Origin of the sequence: Streptomyces lydicus (assembly GCF_004125265.1) — a bacterium.
Taxonomy (GTDB): domain Bacteria; phylum Actinomycetota; class Actinomycetes; order Streptomycetales; family Streptomycetaceae; genus Streptomyces; species Streptomyces lydicus_C.
Window position 1 is genome coordinate 1,460,328 of sequence record NZ_RDTE01000003.1, and the last position, 20,678, is coordinate 1,481,005.

Below are 20,678 nucleotides of genomic sequence, written 5' to 3' on the forward strand. Positions count from 1 at the left end.
CTCGTCAGTCCTCCCCGGACGCCGAGACGTCCTCCGCCAGCCGGAAGCCCATCGCATACAGCGAGCGCGGGTAGGGGCCGTGCCGGCGCTGGCACCTGGCCAGATCGCGGAACCGGTTGAAGGCTCCGCCCCGGGCGATCCGGTAGGCGCCGAGCCTCACGTACAGGTCGTCGTGCACCACTTCGCCGCCCGGGTACGGCCCATAGGTGCTGCTGGTGTACTCCTCGACGTTGCCCGCCATGTCCAGGGCCCCGCACCACGACCGGCCCTCGGGGAAGGCCCCGACCGGGCTGGTCATGAGCAGGCCGGTCTCCAGTGTGTTGGCCGCCGGGGCGCTCCAGGTGTTGCCCCAGGGGTGGCGCCGTCCCTCCGGCCCCGCTGCGGCGTACTCCCATTCCTGCTCGGTGGGCAGACGGAAGCGGCGGCCGGTGCGCTCGCTGAGCCAGTGCGCGTAGGCGTCGGCGCAGTGTGCCGTGACCGTGTACACGGGATGGTTGGCGGCGGCGGGGTCGAAGCGGCCGTAGTTCCAGTTGCTCGGGATCACGGAATGGCCGGTGTCCTTGAGGAAGAGGGCGAACTCCTCATTGGTCACCGGGTACTTGGCGATGCCGAAGGCCGGGAGCGGGAGGGTGTGGCGGGGACATTCCTTCTCCACCCAGGACCGCTGCACGCCGAACCGGGCGGCGTCGGCGTGCAGTGCGTCGACCTCGCGCTCCGGCGTTCCGAGGAGTGCCCGGCCCCCGGGTACGTGCAGCATGTCCGGGGCGTCCCAGCGAATCCGGGGGTCGCCCGCGAGAGCCAGGGCAGTGCCGGCCGCCAGACGGTGTTCGAGGGTGAGTGAAGCGTCCTCGACCAGCTCGGCCAGCCGGCCCGGCGGATGGCCGGCCACCTGAGCGAAGTGCCGAAGACGCTCCGCTCTGGGTTCCACGTACCCCTCGGGCAGCCCCATGGCCGCTCTGTCGGTCAGGGAGTTGATATCGGCGTCGACCAGGTTCGCGTGCACAATGTGGGACGTCACGGTGCCCCCTGCGGTGAGACGCCGACGGGGAGTCCGGTGAGCGGACGTGCCGTGCCCAGTGCGTCGAGGTGGCCCATCAGCCGGTCCTTGACTTCGAGGTACGCCTCGTTGAAGGGGGTGCGGAAGCCGCCGAGCGGGAGCCGGTCCTCGACCACGATCCCCTGGGCGGCGAGCTGTCCGACCTTCTCGGGGTTGTTGGTCATGAGGCGGACCCGGGTGATGCCCAGATGCCGCAGGCAGTCGGCGGCCATCCGGAAGTCACGGCCCTCCGCCGGGAAGCCGAGGGCGAGGTTCGCGCTGATGGTGTCGTGCCCCGCCGCTTGCAGCGCATAGGCGCGGATCTTGTTCGCCAGGCCGATGCCCCGCCCTTCCTGGCGGAGCATGTAGACGAGAACCCCGTTGGACGACTGGACGATGGCGGCCAGGGACGCGGACAGCTGGGGACCGCAGTCGCACTTCTCGGAGCCGAGGACGTCTCCGGTGAAGCAGGCGCTGTGGATGCGTGCGATCGGCGGGGCGGCGGATTCGCTCCGCGGCGCAGCCGTCCGCAGGGTGACCACTTCCTCCGTCTCCCGGCCGTCCGCGCCGACCTGCCCGAAGACGGTCAGCTGCATGAGGGTGGAACCGACCGGGACGGGAGCACTCGCAAGGCGTGCCACCACGATCTCATCGGATGTCGTCATCAGGCGGCTCCTAGTTGCTCCGGCCGGCGGATCCGACGACCGCAGGCGCCTCGATCTCGTACACCTGGCCGTCGTAGGAGGAGGCCAGGAACCGCCCCGGCACGCCGGCGGCAGCCAGTGCCGAGATGCCGGCAGTCGTCGGCCGCGCGTCGCGCACCCACGCACCGGCCCCGAGGTCATAGACAGCGACCCGGCCGTGGTAGCCGCCCGTCGCGATCAGGCCGGTGTGCGGGTCGGCCGCGACGCACTTGATGCTGTTGCGGTGCGGAGTCGGCACGACGTCCTGCTGCTCCCCGCTTGCGGTCCAGATCCTCAGCGTCAGGTCGCGGCTCACACTCACGAAACGTCCGTCCGGAAGAGCCGCCGCGCCGTTGGCTATCCGCGCGTGCGCCTCGTCGTCGCCGGCGACGGGTTTCAGATCCGGCAGGGAATGCCACCTCGCGGCACCGGTGGCGCACACGCTGAAGAGCACATCGCCCTGGACGGCCACGCCCTTGACGGCGTTCTCGTGGATGCGGTGCTCGCCGACCAGTCTCAGTCCGGTCCCCAACTCGTCACGCAGGACGAGCGCCTCACCGGTGTAGGTGCCGACGACCAGCACATCGCCGTCCGGTGACGTGTGTACGGCCGCGCAGTTGAGAGGGGAACGGTGCCGGTGCAGCACCGCCCCGGTCCTCGCGTCGTACAGGGCGCCGAGCTGGCCGCCGCTGACGACCGTACCCGCGACCGGGGTGACGAAGTTGCAGCAGCTGCCGAGTTCGGCCGACACCTCGTCATCGCGCCGGACCGTGCCGCTGTCGCCGACCGTGAACCGCCCGAAGGGGGTACTCGCGACCGCGTTCAGGCCCGGTGTGGGCTCGACGCCGGTCAGGTCCCAGCTCCCGGTGTCCCGGTCGAAGACGGCGTAACTCGATCCGAAGGTCCCGAAGACCCAGCGGGTGGCATCGAGTCTGGCGCAGGACCGCAGCCAGACGTCGGCCGGCACCTCGCTCGTCAGGAGGTGGACGGGGTCCGTCTCCCCGTCCAGGCGCCACAGCCGCACCGTGCGGTCGTAGCTGGAACTGAGCAGAATGCCGCTCTCGGCGTCGTAGGCGAGCCGCTTGATCCCGGCGTCGTGGACACGGTGGCGCCTGGTGCCCGACGGGCCGATCAGGATCAGCTCTCCCTCGTCATTGCCGAGCGCGAAGCGGTCCACGCCCAGAACCGCGACCGTGTCCGTCTCGGCGTCCCCGAGGTCGATGGTGCTCAACAGTGATCCGCCGGCGGCGTCCCAGCGGCGTACGGTTCCGTCGTCGCTGGTGGTCACCAACTCGGCGCCGTCCCGCACCCATTCGACCGACAGGACGTCGGCCTCGTGCCCCTCCAGGCGGTGGATCAGGCGTCCGTCCAGGTCGTAGATCCGCGCGAGGTGGTCGCGTGAGGCCGTGGCCACCCGTGTCTCGTCGGGCGAGACCACCGTCATCTCCACGTCGTCCTTCTGGTCCGTGAGGACCGTGATGAGACGCAGGTCGGGCACGGACCATAAGCGGGCCGAATAGTCGCTGCTCGATGTCACGACGATGCGGCCGGAAGCGGAGAACCGGCACTGATTGGCGAGGTGGTCGTGGCGTGCCTCGGTGAGGGCGGTACGGGTCGACGCATTCCAGAGAATGACCCGGTTGTCATAGCCGGCGGTCACCACGAGTCCGCCGTGGGCATCGATTCCGCTGATCGGCGATGCGTGCTTAATCATGAATTCCTCTTGTCGTCGCGTGTCAGCCCCCGCGAACGGGCACAGGTGTCTCCCGTACGGAGCGATGACGCCACATGGGTGGTGCGGATGAATTCCGCCGACTGCATGGACAGAGAAAAGCGTGCAAACGAAACGCGGATCGGCTTCGAGCCGGGCGTGGACGAGGGGCCGCAGGGTGGCCGAGGCAGGACTGTAGTTTTGGCAAATGCCCAAGTCAACGGCGTTCGGACAACTGTCTCGTTTTGACATATTTCCGTCAGCCGGAAAAGCCCTCTGGATTGAGTCAAGATCGTATGAGCACGCCCCGCGCGGCTCCTGCCACTGCCTGCACGGACCCGCGTAAATGCATGATCACCGCTCCTCGTGACCACTGCCGAAACCCACCCGTCGGTGCCCGGCGGACACCGGCCACGAGTCTCCCGACAGCCCCGGAATGAGCCAATGTGCATCGGCCGTGTTGCCGAAGGGGGCGCCGCACCCTTCCATGGAGAACAGCGATCTCAGGGGGAACAGTGGACGATCTGGACGGCGCACTGCAGTACCTCAGCGACTCCGGGCCCGAGTTCGGCCCCGGCGTGAGCAACCACGGCCCCATGGCCGCCGAAGCCCTGGGACACCTCGGGCACACCGACGCGATCGGCGCCTGGGTGTCCTCGTACCGGAAACTCCTCTACGAGGACACCTACGGGCGTTTCCACGAGATCACCCACGACAACTGGCGCCCCGCCCTCGGCAACATGCGACTCCTCGGAGACTGGACCGAGTTCTTCCGGCGGGAACTCGGCGGCGCCGCCTGGACCGACGTCCTCGCCCGCTGGTGGCCGCGCCTGCTGCCGGGCTTCGCCGCAGGAGGAGGCCACGGCGTCATCCGCACCGGGCACGCGGTGCGGATGCTGACGGAGGCCCACACGCCGTGGCGTCTTGAGGAACTCGCCCGCGGACTGGGCTACTGGGCCGCCCGGTACCAGGAACTCCCCGAGGCACCGTCGACACCGCGTGAGCGGGACCTGGCGCAGGCGTGGGAGGCGGTACCGAGGCTGCGCAGCGACCAGGGCATGGGCATGATCTTCAGGATCCGGCTCGAAACGGTATGGCTCGAACCGGACTTCGCGCCGGCCGTGGACTCCCTCCGCCCCGAGAACGACGCCGACGCGGCGCTGAGCCGGCTCACCCGGGCCGCCGCCGGGAGCTATCTCACGGACGATCACAAAACCCCCATGGCCTTCGTCCACGCGCTCACCACACCTGCCGCGGTACGCCTGGTCCTGCCGAGTCTGCCCGCCGGACTCCACTGGCCCAGCGTCGCCGCCGCAGTCCGTTTCTCAGCGGCCATCCGCAGCGCCTACGGCACCGGGCACCGCGAGCACCACCCCGGGGAGCCGGCCCAGGACTACGCCACACTCGCCGAACGCGCCCTGGCGACCGAGGATCCGCACGCCATCAAATACGTGGAAGCCTGCCAACGCGAAGACCAACTCAGCCCCGCCCCGGCCTACGCCATCGCAGCGACCGACTGGGTCCGCCGCTGCGAGACCGGCTCCTTCTGAACGCGGCCGAAAGGCCCGGTCACGCGGGTGTGGTGGCCTGTTCCTGGCGCGGACTGGTGAGCTGATGCTGATCCGCCGGTCGTGCGTTCAGCACGGGAATGACGGCACTCGCGTACGCGTCGATCACCGCTTCCTTCGCGTCGTGCATGGCGTACAGAGCGAACTGGTCGACGCCCAGCTCCCGGAGCCTGAGCAGCTTGTCCACGTGTGCCGACGCCGGGCCGACGAGGCAGAAGCGGTCCACGATCTCGTCGGGGACGAAGGCGGTGTCGGGGTTGCCCGCGCGGCCGTGGTGGGCGTAGTCGTAGCCCTCGCGAGCTGCGATGTAGTCCGTCAGCTCCTGCGGGACCATGCCGGAGTCGCTGCCGTAGGTGGTCACCAGGTCGGCCACATGGTTGCCGACCATGCCACCGAACCAGCGGCACTGTTCGCGCGCCTGCGCGAGCGCCCGGGGTGAGTCGTCCTCGGTGACGTAGGCGGGGGCCGCGACGCAGATCTTGACATCGGAGGGGGCACGGCCTGCCGCCACCGCGGCCGCGCGCACCGCCTTCACCATCCACTCCGTGAGGAACGGGTCGGCGAGCTGCAGGATGAAGCCGTCGGCCTCCTCGCCCGCCATCTTGAGCGCCTTCGGCCCGTACGCGGCCATCCAGACCGGCAGTTGGGCACCGTCTTGCACCCAGGGGAACCGCACCGTCGTGCCGCCGCCGAGGTCCGCCTCGTCGCCGCGGCCGAGCGCACGGATGGCCTTCATGGCCTCGCTGATCCGCGCGAGGGTGTGGGGCCTGCGGCCCGCCACCCGCATCGCGGAGTCGCCGCGGCCGATCCCGCACACGGTGCGGTTGCCGTACATGTCGTTGAGGGTGGCGAAGGTGGAGGCGGTGACCTCCCAGGTGCGGGTGCCCGGGTTCGTGACCATCGGGCCGACCGTGAGACGGCTGGTCTCGGCCAGGATGCGGCTGTAGATGACGAACGGTTCCTGCCACAGCACGCACGAGTCGAAGGTCCAGCCGTAGGTGAACCCTCCGGCCTCCGCGCGCTTCATGAGGCCGACGACCTCGGAGGCCGGCGGGTCGGTCTGCAGAACGAGTCCGAAGTCCATGGTGTTCCCCTCCTTGGTTCCTCAGATCAGGTACTGGCAGGTGCCACGCGGGATGTACTGGCCGTGCCCCGCGCGGCCGGTGAACTCCCGCCGGTCGATGACGAGTTCACCCCGCGAGAGGACCGTTTCCACCTGCCCGGTGAGCTGCTTGCCCTCGTACGCCGAGTAGTCGACGTTCATGTGGTGGGTCTCGGCCGAGAGGGTCTGCCGGGCGGTGGGATCGTAGATGACGAGGTCGGCGTCGGCGCCGGGGGCGATGGTGCCCTTCTTCGGGTAGAGGCCGAACATCCGGGCCGGGGTGGCGCAGGCGATCTCGATCCAGCGGCGGCGGCTGATCCGGCCCTCCACGACGGCCTGGTGCAGGAGGTCCATCCGGTTCTCCACGCCGGGCAACCCGTTGGGGATCTTGGAGAAGTCGCCGCGGCCGAGCTCCTTCTGCCCCTGGAAGCAGAAGGGGCAGTGGTCGGTGGAGACCACCTGGAGGTCGTTGGTGCGCAGCCCGCGCCACAACGCCTCCTGATGCTCCCGCGGCCGCAGCGGCGTGGAGCAGACGTACTTGGCGCCCTCGAAGTCCGGCTCGGCGAGGTTGTCCGTGGACAGGAACAGATACTGCGGGCAGGTCTCGCCGAAGACGTTCAGCCCCTTGTCGCGGGCCTGGGCGATCTCCGCGAGGGCTTCCTCGGCGGAGACATGGACGACGTAGAGCGGTGCGCCGGCCACCCGCGCCAGCTGGATGGTGCGGTGGGTGGCCTCGGCCTCCAGGAGGACCTTGCGGACCTCGCCGTGGTAGCGCGGGTCGGTCCTCCCCTCGGCCAGCGCCTGTTCGACCAGGACGTCGATGGCGATGCCGTTCTCGGCATGCATCATCACCAGTCCGCCGTTGTCGGCGGAGCGCTGCATCGCGCGCAGGATCTGCCCGTCGTCGCTGTAGAAGACGCCGGGGTAGGCGGTGAACAGCTTGAACGAGGTGACGCCCTCCGCCACCAGGAGGTCCATCTCCTTGAGGGTGTGCTCGTTGACGTCCGAGAGGATCATGTGGAACGCGTAGTCGATGGCGCACTGGGCGTCGGACTTGGCGTGCCAGGTGTCCAGGCCGGCCCGGAGCGACTTGCCGCGGGACTGGACCGCGAAGTCGATCAGGGTGGTGGTGCCGCCCCAGGCCGCGGCGCGGGTCCCGGTCTCGAAGGTGTCGGAGGAGAAGGTCCCGCCGAAGGGGAAGTCCAGGTGGGTGTGGGCGTCGACGCCGCCCGGGATGACGTATCTGCCGGTGGCGTCGAGGATGCGGTCCGCCGCCTGCGCCCAGCGTTCGGCGGTGGGGTTGCCGTGTGCGGCGAGGGCGGCGATCCGCCCGTCCTCCACCAGGACATCGGCGTGGATCTCGTCGGCGGCTGTGATCACCAGTCCGCCCCGGACGACCGTACGGCTCACCATCCTGCTCCTTCCACACCAGCGACATCGGTGGCACGGGAAGGCGGAGCCGACGCGCACCATCCCCTCGGCAGGTCCGCTCCGCTGACGCCACGCCACAACCGGTCTACACCCGTAGATCGCGGTCGAGAAGGAGACCGTAGAAGCATGTCACCCATGGTGGCAATACCGTGACCGTTGATCAGCGGAGATGTTCGTGTTGCGCCGACGGTCATCTGGACGGTTCAACGCGGGGCCGGGCGCGGCGGCCGCGGCAGCCGGCGGAGGGGTGCGGGGGCGGCCCGTTGGGCAGGTATGCGCCGACGCCGGCGGGCATACCTCGCGAGCGCCACAGCATCCTGGCGGACGATGCAGAGAGGCGAGAGGGCATGGAGCACAGCACACCGTGGGAGTTCTCCGACGACCGGGGGCGCCTTGCGGTGGCCGGGGACCGGCCGTTGCGGATCGTGGCGTACATACAGGCGGGGGCGACGCTGTGGGACCACGGCATACGTCCCGTGGGGCTCTTCGGGTCCCAGCACGACGGCGCCGCCCCCGACCCCGCGAAGGGCGGTGAGCTGCCGCTCGCGGAGATCCCCTACCTGGGTTCGGGCAGCGCGCTGCACCCGGACACCCTGCTGGAGGCGGAGCCGGACCTCGTCGTGGCCGTGACGTACGACGGTGAGCAGGTCTACGGCCTGGAGCCGAAGACCGCGCTGGAGCTGGAGGCGCATGTCCCGGTGGTGACGGTCGCGGTGGGCCCGGGGCGGAGCCTGGCCGGGGTGCGCGAACGGTTCGCGGCGCTCGCCGGTTCGCTGGGGCGGGGCGAACCGCTCGGCGCCGCACGCGAGTTGGACGCCGCGGAGGACGACCTGCGGCAGGCGACCGGCGGTGCGGTGCGGCCGCGGGTGCTGGCGCTGTCGCCCGCGGGTCCGGAGCGGGTGCACCTGGCCCGGCCCGGATCCTGGCCGGATCTGCGGGCGCTGACCGAACACGGCGTCGGACTGCTGGAGCCGGCCGCGGGCGCCGGGGTGAACTGGTCCACCGTCGGCTGGGCGGAGGCTGCGGCGATGGCCCCGGACATCGTGCTCGGGGACGTACGGGCCAACGCCGCCCGCCCGCAGGAGCTGCGGGCCGACGAGCACTGGCGCGCGATCGAGGCCCGGGCCCGGCTGCTGCCGTGGAACCCGGAGGCCCCGTGCAGCCGGCGTGCGCACACCCGGTTCTTCACCCTGCTGGCCGACACGGTGCGCGAGTTCGCCGGGACGGAGTGAGGGCGGTCCGGGGGCGCCGCGGATGAGCGGGAGCGCCACGGGTGAGCGGGGGCGCCGCTCTTGAACGAAGCCCCCGCCCCGGCACGTACCCCGCCCCGGCCGCAGTGGCGTCGGCTCACGATGCAGCCGTCATCCCCTGCACCGACCGCAGCGCGTCCGCGAGCAGTTCCGCGCCCTCTTCCGCCTCGGCGACCGTCAGCGTCATCGGGGGTGCGATCCGCAGCGAGGCACCGCCCTGGCCGCCCTTGCCGACCAGCAGACCGCGTTCCCTGGCGGCCTCCACGACCAGCGAGGCGGCCTCGGGCGAGCGCTCTTCGGTGCCGGGCCGGACCAGTTCGATGCCGATCATCAGGCCGCGGCCGCGCACCTCCCGTACGAGACCGACGCCGGCCGAGACCGCCCGCAGCCGCTCGATGAGCAGGCCGCCGACCCGCCGCGCGTTGCCCTGGAGGTCGTGTTCGAGGAGGTAGTTGAGGTTGGCCAGGCCGGCGGCCATGGTGACGGGGCTGCCGCCGAAGGTGGAGATGGAGTTGGCGGAGAGCGAGTTCATCACCTCGGCGCGGGCGACCACCCCGCCGACGGACATGCCGTTGCCGATGCCCTTGGCGAAGGTGAGCAGGTCGGGCGGGCCGTTGCTGTCGTGCGCCTGCCAGCCCCAGAAGTGGTCGCCGGTGCGGCCCCAGCCGGTCTGCACCTCATCGCTGATCCAGAGGATGCCGTGCCGGGCCAGCACCTCGCGGAACGCGGCGTAGAGGCCGTCCGGCGGCATGGTGAACCCGCCGACGCCCTGGACCGGTTCGGCGATCAGCGCGGCGACACCGCCCGCGGTCTGCTGGAGCATGTCCTCCAGGTCGGCGACGCAGGCCGCGATGTACGCGGCGTCGCTCAGCCCGGCGTACGGACCGCGGCTGCGCACCCCGCCGTGGACGTAGAGCGTCTGCAGCGGCGAGAGGCTGGTCGGGGACCAGCTCTGGTTGCCGGTGATGCCGACGGTGGAGAACGACCGGCCGTGGTAGCTGTTGCGCATCGCCAGGATCTGGTTGGAGCGGCGGTGCGTGGTGGCCAGCAGCAGGGCCGCGTCGTTGGCCTCCGTGCCGGAGGTGGTGAAGAAGACCCGGGCGTCGGGGATGCCGGAGAGCGCCGCGATCCGCTCCGCCAGCTCGACCATGGGGCGGGAGAGGTAGAGCGTGGAGGTGTGGATGATGCGGCCGGCCTGCTCGCTGACGGCCTTGGTCACCTCGGGCAGCGCATGGGCCGTCATGGTGGTGAGGATGCCGCCGAAGAAGTCGAGGTAGCGGTTGCCCTCGGCGTCCCAGACGTGGCGCCCCTCGCCGTGGGTGAGTTCGAGGGGCCGCTCGTAGTAGAGGCTGAGCCAGGAGGGCAGAACGGCCTGGTGGCGGGCGTGCAGGTCCGCGGGGTCGTGGCTCATGGCTGCACCAGCCCGTCGTACGCGTCGGGGCGGCGGTCGCGGTAGAACGCCCACTGCTGGCGGACCTCGTCGATCAGGGCGAAGTCGAGGTCGCGGACGACCAGTTCCTCCTTGGAGTCGCTGGCGACCTCGCCGACGAACCGACCGCGCGGGTCGACGAAGTAGCTGGTGCCGTAGAAGTCGTTGTCGCCGTACTCCTCGACGCCGACCCGGTTGATCGCCGCGATGAAGTACTCGTTGGCGACGGCCGCCGCGGGCTGTTCCAGCTGCCAGAGGTAGGCGGACAGACCGCGGGAGGTGGCGGACGGGTTGTAGACGAGCTGGGCGCCGTTGAGGCCCAACTGCCGCCAGCCTTCGGGGAAGTGGCGGTCGTAGCAGATGTAGACGCCGATCTTGCCGACGGCGGTGTCGAAGACCGGCCAGCCGGCGTTGCCCGGCTTGAAGTAGTACTTCTCCCAGAAGCCCTTGACCTGCGGGATGTGGTGCTTGCGGTAGGTGCCCAGGACCGTACCGTCTGCGTCGATGACGGCCGCGGTGTTGTAGTAGAAGCCGGACTGCTCGACCTCGAAGACCGGGACGACGATGACCATGCCGGTCTCCCGGGCGAGGTCCTGCATCCGCCGTACGGTCGGCCCGTCGGGCACCGGCTCGGCCCAGCGGTAGTGCTCAGGCTCCTGGACCTGGCAGAAGTACGGAGCGTTGAAGACTTCCTGGAAGCCGATCACTTTCGCGCCCTGCGCGGCCGCCGCTCTGGCGTACTCCTCATGCTTCGCGATCATCGATTCGGTGTCGCCGGTCCAGGTCGCCTGGACCAGTGCGGCACGCACAACATCGGCCATGAGCTGCTCCTTTGTCGATGCGTCAGCCTGCAGCCCGCGCATGATCTACGCCGCGATCTACGCGTGTGGAGGTGACCGTAAGCCCCGTCACGGACCGTGGCAAGACCATCTCCGTATGGCGCGTCCGGGATATCGACAGGAAAACTTGCAAGTTTGCCTGTCGATATTTACGCTGGAGATATGCCGGAAAAGGACCAGGAACGCCTGGCGACGGAGCTGGGCGCCACCGTCTCCCTGCTCATGCGACATCTGCGCGCCGCCTCGCCGCAGGGGGAGCTCACCCCTACCCAGCGCGCGGTGATCGGCCGGATCGACACCGACGGCGAGGCCACCATCGCCGCCCTGGCCCGCGCCGAGCTGGTCCGCCCGCAGTCGATGCGGCTGACCGTCGGGGCGCTGGAGGAGCGCGGCGTCCTCGCCCGCAGCCCGCATCCGACGGACGGGCGGCAGGTGGTCTTCTCGCTCACCGAGGAAGGCCGCCGGATGCTCGCCGTCGTACGGCAGGCCAAGCAGAACTGGCTGGCCGAGGCCATCGCCGACCGGCTGTCCCCGGAGGAGCAGCAGACGCTGGAGTCGGCCACCGCGCTGATACGGCGGTTGATGCCGGAATGAAGGGCGGAATGAAGGCCGGGACGAACGCCGGGACGAACGCCGGGATGAACGCCGGAACGGACGCCGGAACGGACGCCGGAGCCCCGCGGGACACGGGCGGGCCCGGCCTCCCCGCCGCCCCGGCCGGCCCCGGCGCAGTCACCGGCTCCGGCGCGGTCACCGGCGCCGATCGCCCCTTCGGCGCCCGGCTGATGGCACCGCTCCTGCTCGGGTCGCTGCTGAACCCCATCAACTCGACGATGATCGCCACCGCCCTGGTGGCCATCGGCCGGGACTTCCATGTCGGTGCCGCCGACACCGCCTGGCTCATCTCCGCGATGTACCTCGCCAGCGCGGTGGGCCAGCCGTCGATGGGACGGCTGGCCGACCGCGTCGGGCCCCGCCGGGTGTTCGTCGCCGGCGCGCTGACCGTCTGTGCCGCGGGCGTCATCGGGGCGCTCGCGCCCACCTTCGCGCTGCTGATCGTCTCCCGGGTCGTGCTCGGGATCGGCACCGCGGCGGCCTACCCCGCCGCGATGGCGGTGCTGCGCGCCGAGTCCCGGCGGACCGGGCTGCCCACACCCCGTCGTGTGCTCGGCCGGCTCTCGCTCGCCGCGCTGAGCAGCGCCGCCGTCGGCCCCACGCTCGGCGGGCTGCTCGCCGCGACCGCGGGCTGGCGCGCGGTGTTCGCGGTCAACGTCCCGCTCGCGCTGCTCGCCCTGCTCGGCGCGCTCGCCTGGCTCCCCGCGGACCGGAAGGACGCCCGGCCGGGGCGCGCCGGGGCCGGCTCCGGTTCCCTCGACCCGCTGGGCATCGCGCTGTTCGCCGCGGCGCTCACCTGCGCCATGGTCTTCCTGCTGCGGCCGGCGGACCCGCCGTGGCCGCTCCTGGCGCCGGCCGGGCTGCTCGCGGGCGTCCTGGTGTGGTGGCAGCTGCGCCATCCGGAGCCGTTCCTCGATCTGCGGATGCTCGCCCGGCACGGCGCCCTGGTGCGCTCCTATCTCCGCCAGGGGCTGGCCTATCTCGTCATCTACTGCGTGCTGTACGGCTTCAGCCAGTGGCTGGAGCAGGTGTACGGCGCCACCTCCTTCCAGGCCGGGCTGATCCTGCTGCCGATGTCCCTGGCGGCCGCGGTCTGCTCGCTCGTGGTCGCCCGGACGAAGGGCATCCGTGCCCCGCTGACCCTCGCCGCGGTCTGTCTCGGCCTGGGCAGCGCGGCCCTCCTCCTGCTGCAGGGCACCGGCCCGCTGGTCGCGCTGCTCTGCGCCGGGGCGCTCTTCGGCATCCCGCAGGGCCTGTCGTCCACCGGCAATCAGGCCGCCGTCTACGCCCAGGCCCCGGCCGACGGGGTGGGCGCGGCCGCCGGGCTCATGCGCACCGCCCAGTACCTCGGCGCGATCACCGCGTCCGGCCTGATCGGGCTGCTCTACGGGCAGCGCGCCTCGGACTCCGGGCTGCACGAGATCGCACTGATCGGTATCGCACTCGGCCTGCTGCTGCTCGTCCTGACCCTCGCCGACCGCGGCCTGCGGCCGGGGGCCACGGGGAACGGCGTCTGAAGCCGGCCATCGGACCCCGGCCACCCGCCGCGACGGCCACACCCGCCCCGCAACACCTCCACCACCCACCACCCCACAAGGAGCAACCGTGCCCGCCACCATCCTCGACACCACGACCGCCCTGGTCCTGATCGACCTGCAGAAAGGCATCGCCGGCCTGCCCGGCGCGCCGGTGCCCTCCACCGAGGTCATCGAACGGGGCGCACGGCTGGCCGCCGCGTTCCGTACGCGCGGGCTGCCGGTCGTCCTGGTGAACGTCACGGGCGGCGCCCCCGGCCGTACGCAGAGCGCGCGGCCCGCCGGCAGCCCGCCCGCCGACTGGGCCGAGCTGGTCCCCGAGCTCGACCGGCAGCCCGGCGACATCCTCGTCACCAAGCAGCAGTGGGGCGCCTTCCACGGCACCGACCTGGATCTGGAGCTGCGCCGCCGCGGGGTGACCCAGGTCGTCCTCGCCGGCATCGCCACCAGCATCGGGGTGGAGTCCACCGCCCGTGCCGCGCACGAGCACGGCTACCACGTCACCCTCGCCACCGACGCGATGACCGACCTGGACGCCGACGCACACCGCAACAGCCTGGAGAAGATCTTCCCGCGGCTGGGCGAGACCGATACGACCGAGGCGATCCTCGGGCTCCTCGGCTGAGGTGCGGGAACCCTCCAAGAGGTGTCCGTCCGGTCAAGCCGGACCGGACGGACACCCTGCTCCGGGGACCGCGCATGATCAACCGAACAGCCGGGAGCCGAGAGGGTGTTGCCGGTCGAAGCCGGGGAGGATCAGGAAGGTCGCACCGGCGGTTGTGGTGGTGAATTGCAGCAGCGCGTCGGAGGTGTCCATGTGAGTGAGGGTGGCCGTGAAGGCCCGCAGGTCGTTCTGGAAGCTGAGGAAGAGCAGGCCGGGGGCGGGCTCGTCGGTGCTGTAAGAGCGGCGGAGCATGAGGCCGGCGCCGACGACGGCGGGGTTCGCCCTGCGCACGTGAGCATCCGCGGGGACGAGGTAGCGTCCGTCCGGTGTCTTGGCGCCGAGGTCAGGGCCTGAGGCGACGGAGCCCCCGGAGAGGGGCACGCCGCTGGCCCGGCGCCGTCCGAAGACCGCCTCCTGCTGGTCCACGGACAGGGCGGCGAACCGCGGCAGGTCGAGTTCCATGCGCCGCAGTACGGCAAGGGTGCCGCCGGCAACCGCGGGGGGACCGGCCAGCCACAGGTCGCGTTGCTGTTCGGCGGTCGTGTGCGGGCCCACGATGCCGTCGATGAAGCCGAGAGGGTTTCGTGGCGCGGTGAGGCCGTTGCCGAGGGGCACGTTCGTACCGCGGCGTGCGGACTGCCGCCAGCGTTCGTGGATGCGGTCACCGGCCTGGTCCAGGAGCGCAGCGCCCACGACCGGGAGGAGCAGCGCGTCGCTGGCGCAGATCTGTAGGAGGAGGTCTCCGCCGCGTGCCCGTGGGGCGATCCGCTCCCGGGAGAATCGCGGGAGGTCGGCCGCGCCGGGCAGCGAGGCACCGGCCGTGCGTACCAGCCGGGGGCCCACGCCGACGGTCACGGTGAGGTCGCCCGGCGGCAGGCCCAGCAGCCGCGGGTCGGTCCCCGCGGTGAGTGTGCGGATGGCCTGGCCGAGTTCGGCCAGTAACGGGCCGGCGTGCACGGTGGCGCCGAGGTCGGCCACCACGGCCAGCAGGTGGGGCTGGGCCGGCTGGGGAAGCGTGATGCCTGCCTGATGCCGCCCCGTTGCCGCCACCGGCGTCGGCGTGGCCGCCGCGGTAGGGGCGGGCCGGCCTGGCCGGGCGGAGTCCGCTGTGCACCCGCTGGTCAGACCGGCGGCCACCATGGCTCCGGTGACATCGAGGAACGCACGGCGCGACGGATGGTGATCGGCTCGGTGCATGGTGTGCAGAGTGCCACACCCGGATCGCGCGTGCCGGTCAACCTCCCGATTCCGGCGCGGAATTGGGCGTCTGCTGCCAAACTGGGATCATGCCTCGATCAGCTCTTCGCGTGTTGGCGGCGGTACTGGGCACGCTGGCACTTGTGGTCGGCTGCGGCGGCGGTGATGGCGGATCAAGCAGAGGCCGGCGACCGGCCGGTGCGCAGGTGACGATCCGTGTGCCTGCCGATGCGCCGACGATCTCGGACGCGGTGTCGTTGGCCCGGCCCGGTGACCTGGTGCTGGTCGCTCCGGGCGTGTACCACGAGTCGGTGAAGATCGGCACGGCTCGCCTCACTCTCCGCGGCGCGTCCCGGGACAAGGTCGTCATCGACGGGCGGTTGCAGCAGCCGAACGGTGTCGTCGTCGCGGCGCCCGGGGTGGCCGTGCAGAACCTGACCGTGCAGAACAACACGCAGAACGGGGTCCTGGTCACCGGTTCGGCGAAAGCGGCCGACGGGCTACCGGGGCGAAGCGGCGGCTACGACACCGGCGATGAGCCCGTCACCTTCCTGAAGTCGTTCCTGGTCTCGTATGTGACCGCGACCCGCAACGGGCTGTACGGCATCTACGCGTTCTCCGCGCAGAACGGTGTCATCGAGCACTCGTACGCGTCAGGAGGGGCCGACTCGGGGATCTACGTCGGACAGTGCAAGCCCTGCCGCATCGTGGTGCGGGACAACATCGCCGAACTCAACGCGGTCGGTTACGAAGGCACCAACGCCGGCGGAGACATGTACGTGGTCGGCAACCGCCTGGTCGGCAACCGGGTCGGCCTGACCACCGACTCCGACCACCAGGAGAAGCTGCTCCCGCAGCAGGGCGCCGTCATCGCGGGCAATCTGATCGCCGCCAACCAGCAGCGGGCCACCCCGGTGCAGGCCGACGGCGGGTGGGGCACCGGCATCGGCATCGACGGGGGCAGCGACAACCGGTTCGTCCGCAACCGCATCGCCGGCAACAGCAACGCCGGACTCGTGATCACCGCAACCGCCGACCTGCCTCCGGTGGGCAACCAGATCGTGGACAACACGTTCACCGGCAACGGCATCGACATCGGCTGGACGTTCCCCACCGCCACCCGGGGACGGGGCAACTGCCTGCGCGGCAACGCTCTGCGCACCACCGTGCCCGCCCGGCTCGCGACCACCGCGTCCTGCCCGCTTCCGGCCAAGTCGCCCTCGCCGGCCGGCAGGTGGGCGAGGCCGACGGCGCCCGGCGGCATCCCGTTCACCGAGGTCGCGGTGCCGGTTCCGCAGCCGCAGTTCCCCCGTGCCACCACTACGGGCCCCACCACTGTCCCGGCCGCTCCGGCCCTTCCGAAGACGGCGGGCATCCCACTGCCGTCAGCGTCCCTGCTCGCCGCGAACGCGCGGGTGCAGACGTCCTGAACAGCGGCTACCGGGTCGGAGTGGCTCCGGGTACCGGCTCGACCGGAGCGTACTTCTGGGTGTCGAAATCGATGACCACCGGCTGCGGCTCGGAACCCACGCTGACGCGGACCCGGTACATGGTGCCGTCCGAGCCGACCCAGTAGCGCACGTTGCCCGCCGTACCGGAACGGCCAGGGGAGGACGGCCCGGTCATGACGTCCACCCGATGCCCGTCCACCTGGTCTCGTCCGCGCCAGGCGGCGCCGTTCTGCGGCAGCAGTTGGGCGTTGTCGGGCCGGTCGCTGCCGAGACCGAGCGCGATGGTCAGCGAACTGTCCAACGCGCTGCCGGACGACAGCAGCGGACGGCGGTACCAGGCCGCGCGGGGCGGCGACGCGGGTGCGTGCGCTGGGGCGTTCGCCATCGGGTGGACGAACACCGAGGTGGCCGTCCACTCGATCAGCCCGTCGCCGGCGGTGTCGCGCCCGGTGCCGTGCACCACGCCATAACCGAGCTTGGCCCGGTAGTCCACGGACCCGGTGACGGTCAGCCCGCCGGCGGTACCCGGCACAGTGATCGTCATCGCGCGGCCGTGCGCCTCGTAGTTTCGGAACCGCGTGATCGCCAGCCGGTTCGCCTCGTCCGACGTCAGTGCGCGCGGCCCGCCGGGGCCATTGCCGCCGTCGGCGAGAAGGAACGCGGCCACCGCGGCCACCGCGGCGGCCGCGGTGCCGATGACGGCTGCCGCCCGGCGTGGCCGCAGCCATCGGCGCCGGTCAGCCGCACGGTCCGGTAGAGCTTGGCGGTTTCTCACGCTCCGCACGCGGCTTGACGCTGACACTCTGCTGATTCATCCTCTCGGTCACCACGTGCTGAGCCACCGTGCGGTCGCGGCGGCACCCGGCAGTCCGGTGACAGACGACGCCAAGGCCGGCCCTCGTGGACCGGCCGAGAGGTGATCTGCCTGCCTGCCCCTCCGGACCGCGGGCAGGCAGGCAGATCGCTGTTGTTCGCTTCGTTCAGCGCTTCCGGACGCGGCGCTTCCGGCTCATGAACGCGATGACCAGGCCCGCACCCACCAGCAGACCGGCGAGGGCGATCATCTTGGGCAGCCCGGACGTACCGGTGTGTGCCAACGAACCCCTGCTCCCACCGGACGGGGCCGGGTTGTCGGCAGGCGGCGCGGGTGACGGCGGCGTAGCGGCCGGTGGTGAGCTCGGGCCCGGCGTCGGGGGCAGGCTCGGCGTCGGGGGAGAGCTCGGAGACGACGTCGGGGTCGGGGTCGGGGGTGAACTCGGAGACGACGTCGGGCTCGGGCTCGGGGTAGAGCCCGGGGGCAGCGTCGGGCTCGGGGTCGGCGTCGGGGTAGAGCCCGGGGGCAGCGTCGGGGTCGGGGTGGGCGTCGGCGTCGGGCTCGGCGTTGCCTTGGGGATGTACACCCCGGCGTCGATCGTGTGATCGACCCCGCCCGGCTTGGCCGGCGCGGTGACAGGCGTACGGCCGTTGCACAGCTGCCCGGCGGTCGGCGGGGTCACATTGGAGTCGTGCGCACGGTGGGCACCGGCTCGCGGGAGCGTGAACCGCAGCTCGCTCGCCGGGGGCCGACCGGGCACCTTGCTGGTGTCCGCGGTGCACACGTCGAACTGCACCGTGTATTTCGCGCCCGGTGTGAGCTGGTACGCGGCGCCGACACCACCGAAGTAGTACTCACCGGCGGCATTGGTCCTGGTCGTGGCGACCTGTTTGCCGTCCGCGTCCAGCAGGTTGATCGTCGCCCCCGGCAGCAGCACGTGCCCCGGGTCCTGGATCCCGTTGTGGTCGCCGTCGAACCACACGACATTGCCGATCTGGATCGGCGCGTTCGCCGCCGCGTACGCGATGTCACCGAGCCCGCCGGCCTTGCCGAACCCGCCTTGTTCCCGGCTGACGAACTGGAACCCGTTGGCGGTCGGGTTGTTGCCCGGGCCCTGGCCGGTCGTGATGTCGTGGTACCCGGTCCCTGAGGTCGCGACGTTGACGACCGGGTCGAACTCCGTGCTGACGACCCACTGCTGCTGCGGGATATAGGCCACCGACCCCAGCGCGGTCTCCTGGTGCGCGTTGGCGTAGAAGTCGCCCGGGAAGTATTCGACGACATCGGCGGCCTGGCCGCCATTGTTGGCGGGGGTGGCGTGGTTGGGGCAGCTCCCGGTGCCTTCCCACTGGTATTCACCGGAGGGACCGGCGCAGACCATGGTGATGTCACCACCGGACATGCCGTTTTCCGCCGTGTCGTTCCCCGGGCGGGGGTCCAGCCCTCCCCAGCTGACCGCGTCCATGAACCGGTCGCGGAAACCCAGGATCATCGAGCCGTCCCGGGCGAAGGCGAGGGAGGCCAGCTCAGGCTGCGGATCGATGAAGACGCCGCCCGCCTTCCGGTCGTCCCAGGTGTCCAGGCCGGTGTTCCACGGGTTCCAGTGGGTGGCCTTGTCGCCGGAACCGAAGACGGTGCCGCGTTTGTCCGTGAGCGGGTGGCTCAGCACCGTGGTGAACCGCTTGCCGTCGTAGGTGGAGACGAAGGCTTTCAGGTCCGCGCGCTGCTGCGTGCTCTCCGCGCTGCACACGCCGCCGACGTACAGCGTGTTGTTGTGGACCTGGAGACCGAACGGCCGCCAGTCGTCGGGGCTCGCGCACCCCGGGTCCGGGATCGCGGTCGTCGACTCGGGCGCCGCGGCGGTGGCCCCCCTCGCGTCGAAGCTCACCAGGCTGCGGGTCCGCAGGTTCACCGCGTACAGCGTGGAGCCGTCCTCCGACAGGGCCACGCCACCGATGCTCTCCTTGCCCGGCGCGTCGGTGAACCCGGGATCCTTGATCATGTTGGCGGTGTCGTGCCGCGTCACCGCGGCGTCCGGCACCCGCGCGAACAGCTCCGGCGCACCCGAGCCGTTGACCGGCACCGTGTAGATCGCGCCCCCGCCCTGCGGCCCGTACGGGGCGTACCGGCGGGCGAACGCGCTCTGGAACAGCCGGGTCCGGTACGTGTCGTACGCCAACCCGAACGTGGTGCCCACCTGGTCCTGCGTGGCCAGCGTGGCCGGGCACGCCACATCGGTGGGACATGTGCCCCGGGTCTTCGTCCCGAACGCCACCAACGCCCGGTTGTCGGTCCCGTTGGCGCCGTTGTGGACCGGCACGAAGTACCGCGAGTCCGGGAGCGTGTAGTCGGCCGGATCCCACACCCCCGTCACCACCGAGGCGTTCTTTCCGTCCGACACATCCACGAACGACGTGAAGCTGTCGAAGTGGTTGTCCCCCGTCGACGCGGGCGCCGCCCGCAGGTAGTCGCGGTACGGTGCCGGGATGCTGACGTCGACGCGGTATTGGCCACCGCTCAGCACGGTCGACCGCGACACCACGACCTTTCCCGTGGCATCCGTGACGCCGGCGGCATGGTGCCCGGCGGGGTCGGAGATCTCCACCTTCATGCCCCGCTGCGGTACGTCCATCGCGGCGTTGATCACGCCGGTGCCGAAGAAGTCGCGCAGCACCTGAACCGTCAGCGTGCCGTCGGCGGTCGAAGCGGCGGCCGGTCCAGCCGTCGCTCCCACGGCCCCGCCGGCCAGCAAAAGAACGGATAACCCCACGCGCGCCAGCGCCTCCACAAGCCTCCAGGCCGACCGGCGAGAGTCTCTGCCGACTCGTTTCATGGCATCACACTCCACATTTTTCTTGTCAGGAAAACGAAGCACCGCTTCTCGCTGCCGGTCCGCTTCATGGCCTCGGAAGCGAACACCGAGGCGAACACCACGCAAAAGAAATGCGGTCCACGCTGTGACGTGGACCGCTTTGTGGTGATCGTTCGAGGATATTGCGGGCGGGCGATAAGCGTCGCAGGCCAGGAATAGCGAACATGCGTTCAGGGCTTCGGGCGGGACGGGCCTGAGTTGTGTCTTCTGGCAACTCCATCACGGTGCCCACGCCCCCCACCACCGACCTCACCGACCGCCATCGCGAGCAGCGCGCGACATCCTATCCGCCAAAGTCTCGCCGATACCCGCAGAACTCCTGATATCCCATCAGGATCCGCGATAATCCCCGAGTGCCCAGAAGATGACTACCGGAAGAATGTGCGACGGGAATGTGAGGCCGCTCCGCGGAAAGGGAATATGAACGGCCGTGCGAGCACTGCCGTTGTTCCTCACGTGGTGGTCGAGACCCATGAGGACG

16 protein-coding genes are annotated in these 20,678 nt (G+C 70.9%); 6 read left to right on the forward strand and 10 right to left on the reverse strand.

What is annotated here, in order from left to right:
* Positions 1-4: 4 nt before the first annotated feature.
* The 3 genes from D9V36_RS08890 to D9V36_RS08900 are packed head-to-tail and all read right to left on the reverse strand — an operon-like array spanning position 5 to position 3,433.
* Positions 5-1,018 carry a formylglycine-generating enzyme family protein gene (locus tag D9V36_RS08890; protein ID WP_129293279.1) on the reverse strand — a complete coding sequence of 338 codons (1,014 nt, stop codon included), beginning with the start codon at positions 1,016-1,018 and terminating at the stop codon, positions 5-7.
* A complete protein-coding gene (ribA, locus tag D9V36_RS08895) occupies positions 1,015-1,701 on the reverse strand; it encodes a GTP cyclohydrolase II RibA (RefSeq protein WP_241720762.1) in 687 nt (228 codons plus the stop codon). Before ribA ends, D9V36_RS08890 begins: the two co-directional genes overlap by 4 nt.
* A gap of 10 nt (positions 1,702-1,711) precedes the next feature.
* Positions 1,712-3,433, reverse strand: coding sequence for a WD40 repeat domain-containing protein (locus tag D9V36_RS08900; protein ID WP_129293280.1), 1,722 nt, complete (start codon positions 3,431-3,433; stop codon positions 1,712-1,714).
* Positions 3,434-3,945: 512 nt separating this feature from the next.
* Here D9V36_RS08900 and D9V36_RS08905 point away from each other — a divergent pair.
* Positions 3,946-4,980 (forward strand): questin oxidase family protein, encoded by a 1,035-nt coding sequence (locus D9V36_RS08905; RefSeq protein WP_129293281.1) that lies wholly within the window; start codon positions 3,946-3,948, stop codon positions 4,978-4,980.
* 19 nt (positions 4,981-4,999) lie between these two features.
* Here D9V36_RS08905 and D9V36_RS08910 read toward each other — a convergent pair whose 3' ends face one another.
* Together D9V36_RS08910 and hydA are read right to left on the reverse strand one after the other, a co-directional pair.
* The gene (locus D9V36_RS08910; protein ID WP_129293282.1) at positions 5,000-6,082 is read right to left on the reverse strand and encodes a TIGR03842 family LLM class F420-dependent oxidoreductase; all 1,083 of its coding nucleotides are present in this window, start codon (positions 6,080-6,082) and stop codon (positions 5,000-5,002) included.
* Between the two features lie 21 nt (positions 6,083-6,103).
* Positions 6,104-7,513 (reverse strand): dihydropyrimidinase, encoded by a 1,410-nt coding sequence (gene hydA / locus D9V36_RS08915; protein ID WP_129293283.1) that lies wholly within the window; start codon positions 7,511-7,513, stop codon positions 6,104-6,106.
* Positions 7,514-7,878: 365 nt separating this feature from the next.
* On the opposite strand from hydA, the gene D9V36_RS08920 reads away from it, so the two are divergent.
* Complete coding sequence (locus D9V36_RS08920) at positions 7,879-8,763, forward strand: ABC transporter substrate-binding protein (protein WP_129293284.1); 885 nt, start codon at positions 7,879-7,881, stop codon at positions 8,761-8,763.
* 115 nt (positions 8,764-8,878) lie between these two features.
* On the opposite strand, the gene D9V36_RS08925 is transcribed toward D9V36_RS08920, so the two are convergent.
* Both D9V36_RS08925 and D9V36_RS08930 read right to left on the reverse strand, forming a co-directional pair.
* Entirely contained in the window at positions 8,879-10,192 is a 1,314-nt protein-coding gene (locus D9V36_RS08925) for an aspartate aminotransferase family protein (protein WP_129293285.1), read from the reverse strand.
* Complete coding sequence (locus D9V36_RS08930) at positions 10,189-11,031, reverse strand: nitrilase-related carbon-nitrogen hydrolase (RefSeq protein WP_129293286.1); 843 nt, start codon at positions 11,029-11,031, stop codon at positions 10,189-10,191. The genes D9V36_RS08925 and D9V36_RS08930 overlap by 4 nt, the downstream gene beginning before the upstream one ends.
* A 180-nt stretch (positions 11,032-11,211) precedes the next feature.
* Between D9V36_RS08930 and D9V36_RS08935 the strand changes: the two genes are divergently transcribed.
* The 3 genes from D9V36_RS08935 to D9V36_RS08945 all read left to right on the forward strand — a co-directional run bounded on the left by D9V36_RS08935 (position 11,212) and on the right by D9V36_RS08945 (position 13,824).
* Positions 11,212-11,643, forward strand: a complete 432-nt coding sequence (locus tag D9V36_RS08935; protein ID WP_129293287.1) for a MarR family winged helix-turn-helix transcriptional regulator — start codon at positions 11,212-11,214, stop codon at positions 11,641-11,643.
* 8 nt (positions 11,644-11,651) lie between these two features.
* Positions 11,652-13,181 (forward strand): MFS transporter, encoded by a 1,530-nt coding sequence (locus tag D9V36_RS08940; protein WP_241720763.1) that lies wholly within the window; start codon positions 11,652-11,654, stop codon positions 13,179-13,181.
* Between the two features lie 88 nt (positions 13,182-13,269).
* Complete coding sequence (locus tag D9V36_RS08945; protein ID WP_129293288.1) at positions 13,270-13,824, forward strand: isochorismatase family protein; 555 nt, start codon at positions 13,270-13,272, stop codon at positions 13,822-13,824.
* A gap of 78 nt (positions 13,825-13,902) precedes the next feature.
* Here the strand turns inward: D9V36_RS08945 and D9V36_RS08950 are convergent, their stop codons facing one another.
* Positions 13,903-15,060 (reverse strand): Dyp-type peroxidase, encoded by a 1,158-nt coding sequence (locus D9V36_RS08950; protein ID WP_129293289.1) that lies wholly within the window; start codon positions 15,058-15,060, stop codon positions 13,903-13,905.
* Between the two features lie 89 nt (positions 15,061-15,149).
* On the opposite strand from D9V36_RS08950, the gene D9V36_RS08955 reads away from it, so the two are divergent.
* Positions 15,150-16,490: a right-handed parallel beta-helix repeat-containing protein gene (locus D9V36_RS08955; protein WP_164992917.1), complete on the forward strand. Its 1,341-nt coding sequence runs from the start codon at positions 15,150-15,152 to the stop codon at positions 16,488-16,490.
* A gap of 7 nt (positions 16,491-16,497) precedes the next feature.
* On the opposite strand, the gene D9V36_RS08960 is transcribed toward D9V36_RS08955, so the two are convergent.
* On the reverse strand, positions 16,498-17,178 hold the full coding sequence (locus D9V36_RS08960) for a hypothetical protein (protein ID WP_129298281.1): 681 nt from the start codon (positions 17,176-17,178) through the stop codon (positions 16,498-16,500).
* Positions 17,179-17,491: 313 nt separating this feature from the next.
* Positions 17,492-20,059 carry an SdrD B-like domain-containing protein gene (locus D9V36_RS08965; RefSeq protein WP_129293290.1) on the reverse strand — a complete coding sequence of 856 codons (2,568 nt, stop codon included), beginning with the start codon at positions 20,057-20,059 and terminating at the stop codon, positions 17,492-17,494.
* Between the last annotated feature and the right edge of the window lie 619 nt (positions 20,060-20,678).

Excerpts from the sequence above, each read along its gene's own strand:
- D9V36_RS08910 (WP_129293282.1), bottom strand. The coding sequence starts at position 6,082 with ATGGACTTCGGACTCGTTCTGCAGACCGACCCGCCGGCCTCCGAGGTC.
- D9V36_RS08925 (WP_129293285.1), bottom strand. The coding sequence starts at position 10,192 with ATGAGCCACGACCCCGCGGACCTGCACGCCCGCCACCAGGCCGTTCTG.
- D9V36_RS08920 (WP_129293284.1), top strand. The coding sequence starts at position 7,879 with ATGGAGCACAGCACACCGTGGGAGTTCTCCGACGACCGGGGGCGCCTT.
- hydA (WP_129293283.1), bottom strand. The coding sequence starts at position 7,513 with ATGGTGAGCCGTACGGTCGTCCGGGGCGGACTGGTGATCACAGCCGCC.
- D9V36_RS08935 (WP_129293287.1), top strand. The coding sequence starts at position 11,212 with ATGCCGGAAAAGGACCAGGAACGCCTGGCGACGGAGCTGGGCGCCACC.
- D9V36_RS08930 (WP_129293286.1), bottom strand. The coding sequence starts at position 11,031 with ATGGCCGATGTTGTGCGTGCCGCACTGGTCCAGGCGACCTGGACCGGC.
- D9V36_RS08955 (WP_164992917.1), top strand. The coding sequence starts at position 15,150 with ATGCCTCGATCAGCTCTTCGCGTGTTGGCGGCGGTACTGGGCACGCTG.
- D9V36_RS08940 (WP_241720763.1), top strand. The coding sequence starts at position 11,652 with ATGAAGGCCGGGACGAACGCCGGGACGAACGCCGGGATGAACGCCGGA.
- D9V36_RS08950 (WP_129293289.1), bottom strand. The coding sequence starts at position 15,060 with ATGCACCGAGCCGATCACCATCCGTCGCGCCGTGCGTTCCTCGATGTC.
- D9V36_RS08900 (WP_129293280.1), bottom strand. The coding sequence starts at position 3,433 with ATGATTAAGCACGCATCGCCGATCAGCGGAATCGATGCCCACGGCGGA.
- ribA (WP_241720762.1), bottom strand. The coding sequence starts at position 1,701 with ATGACGACATCCGATGAGATCGTGGTGGCACGCCTTGCGAGTGCTCCC.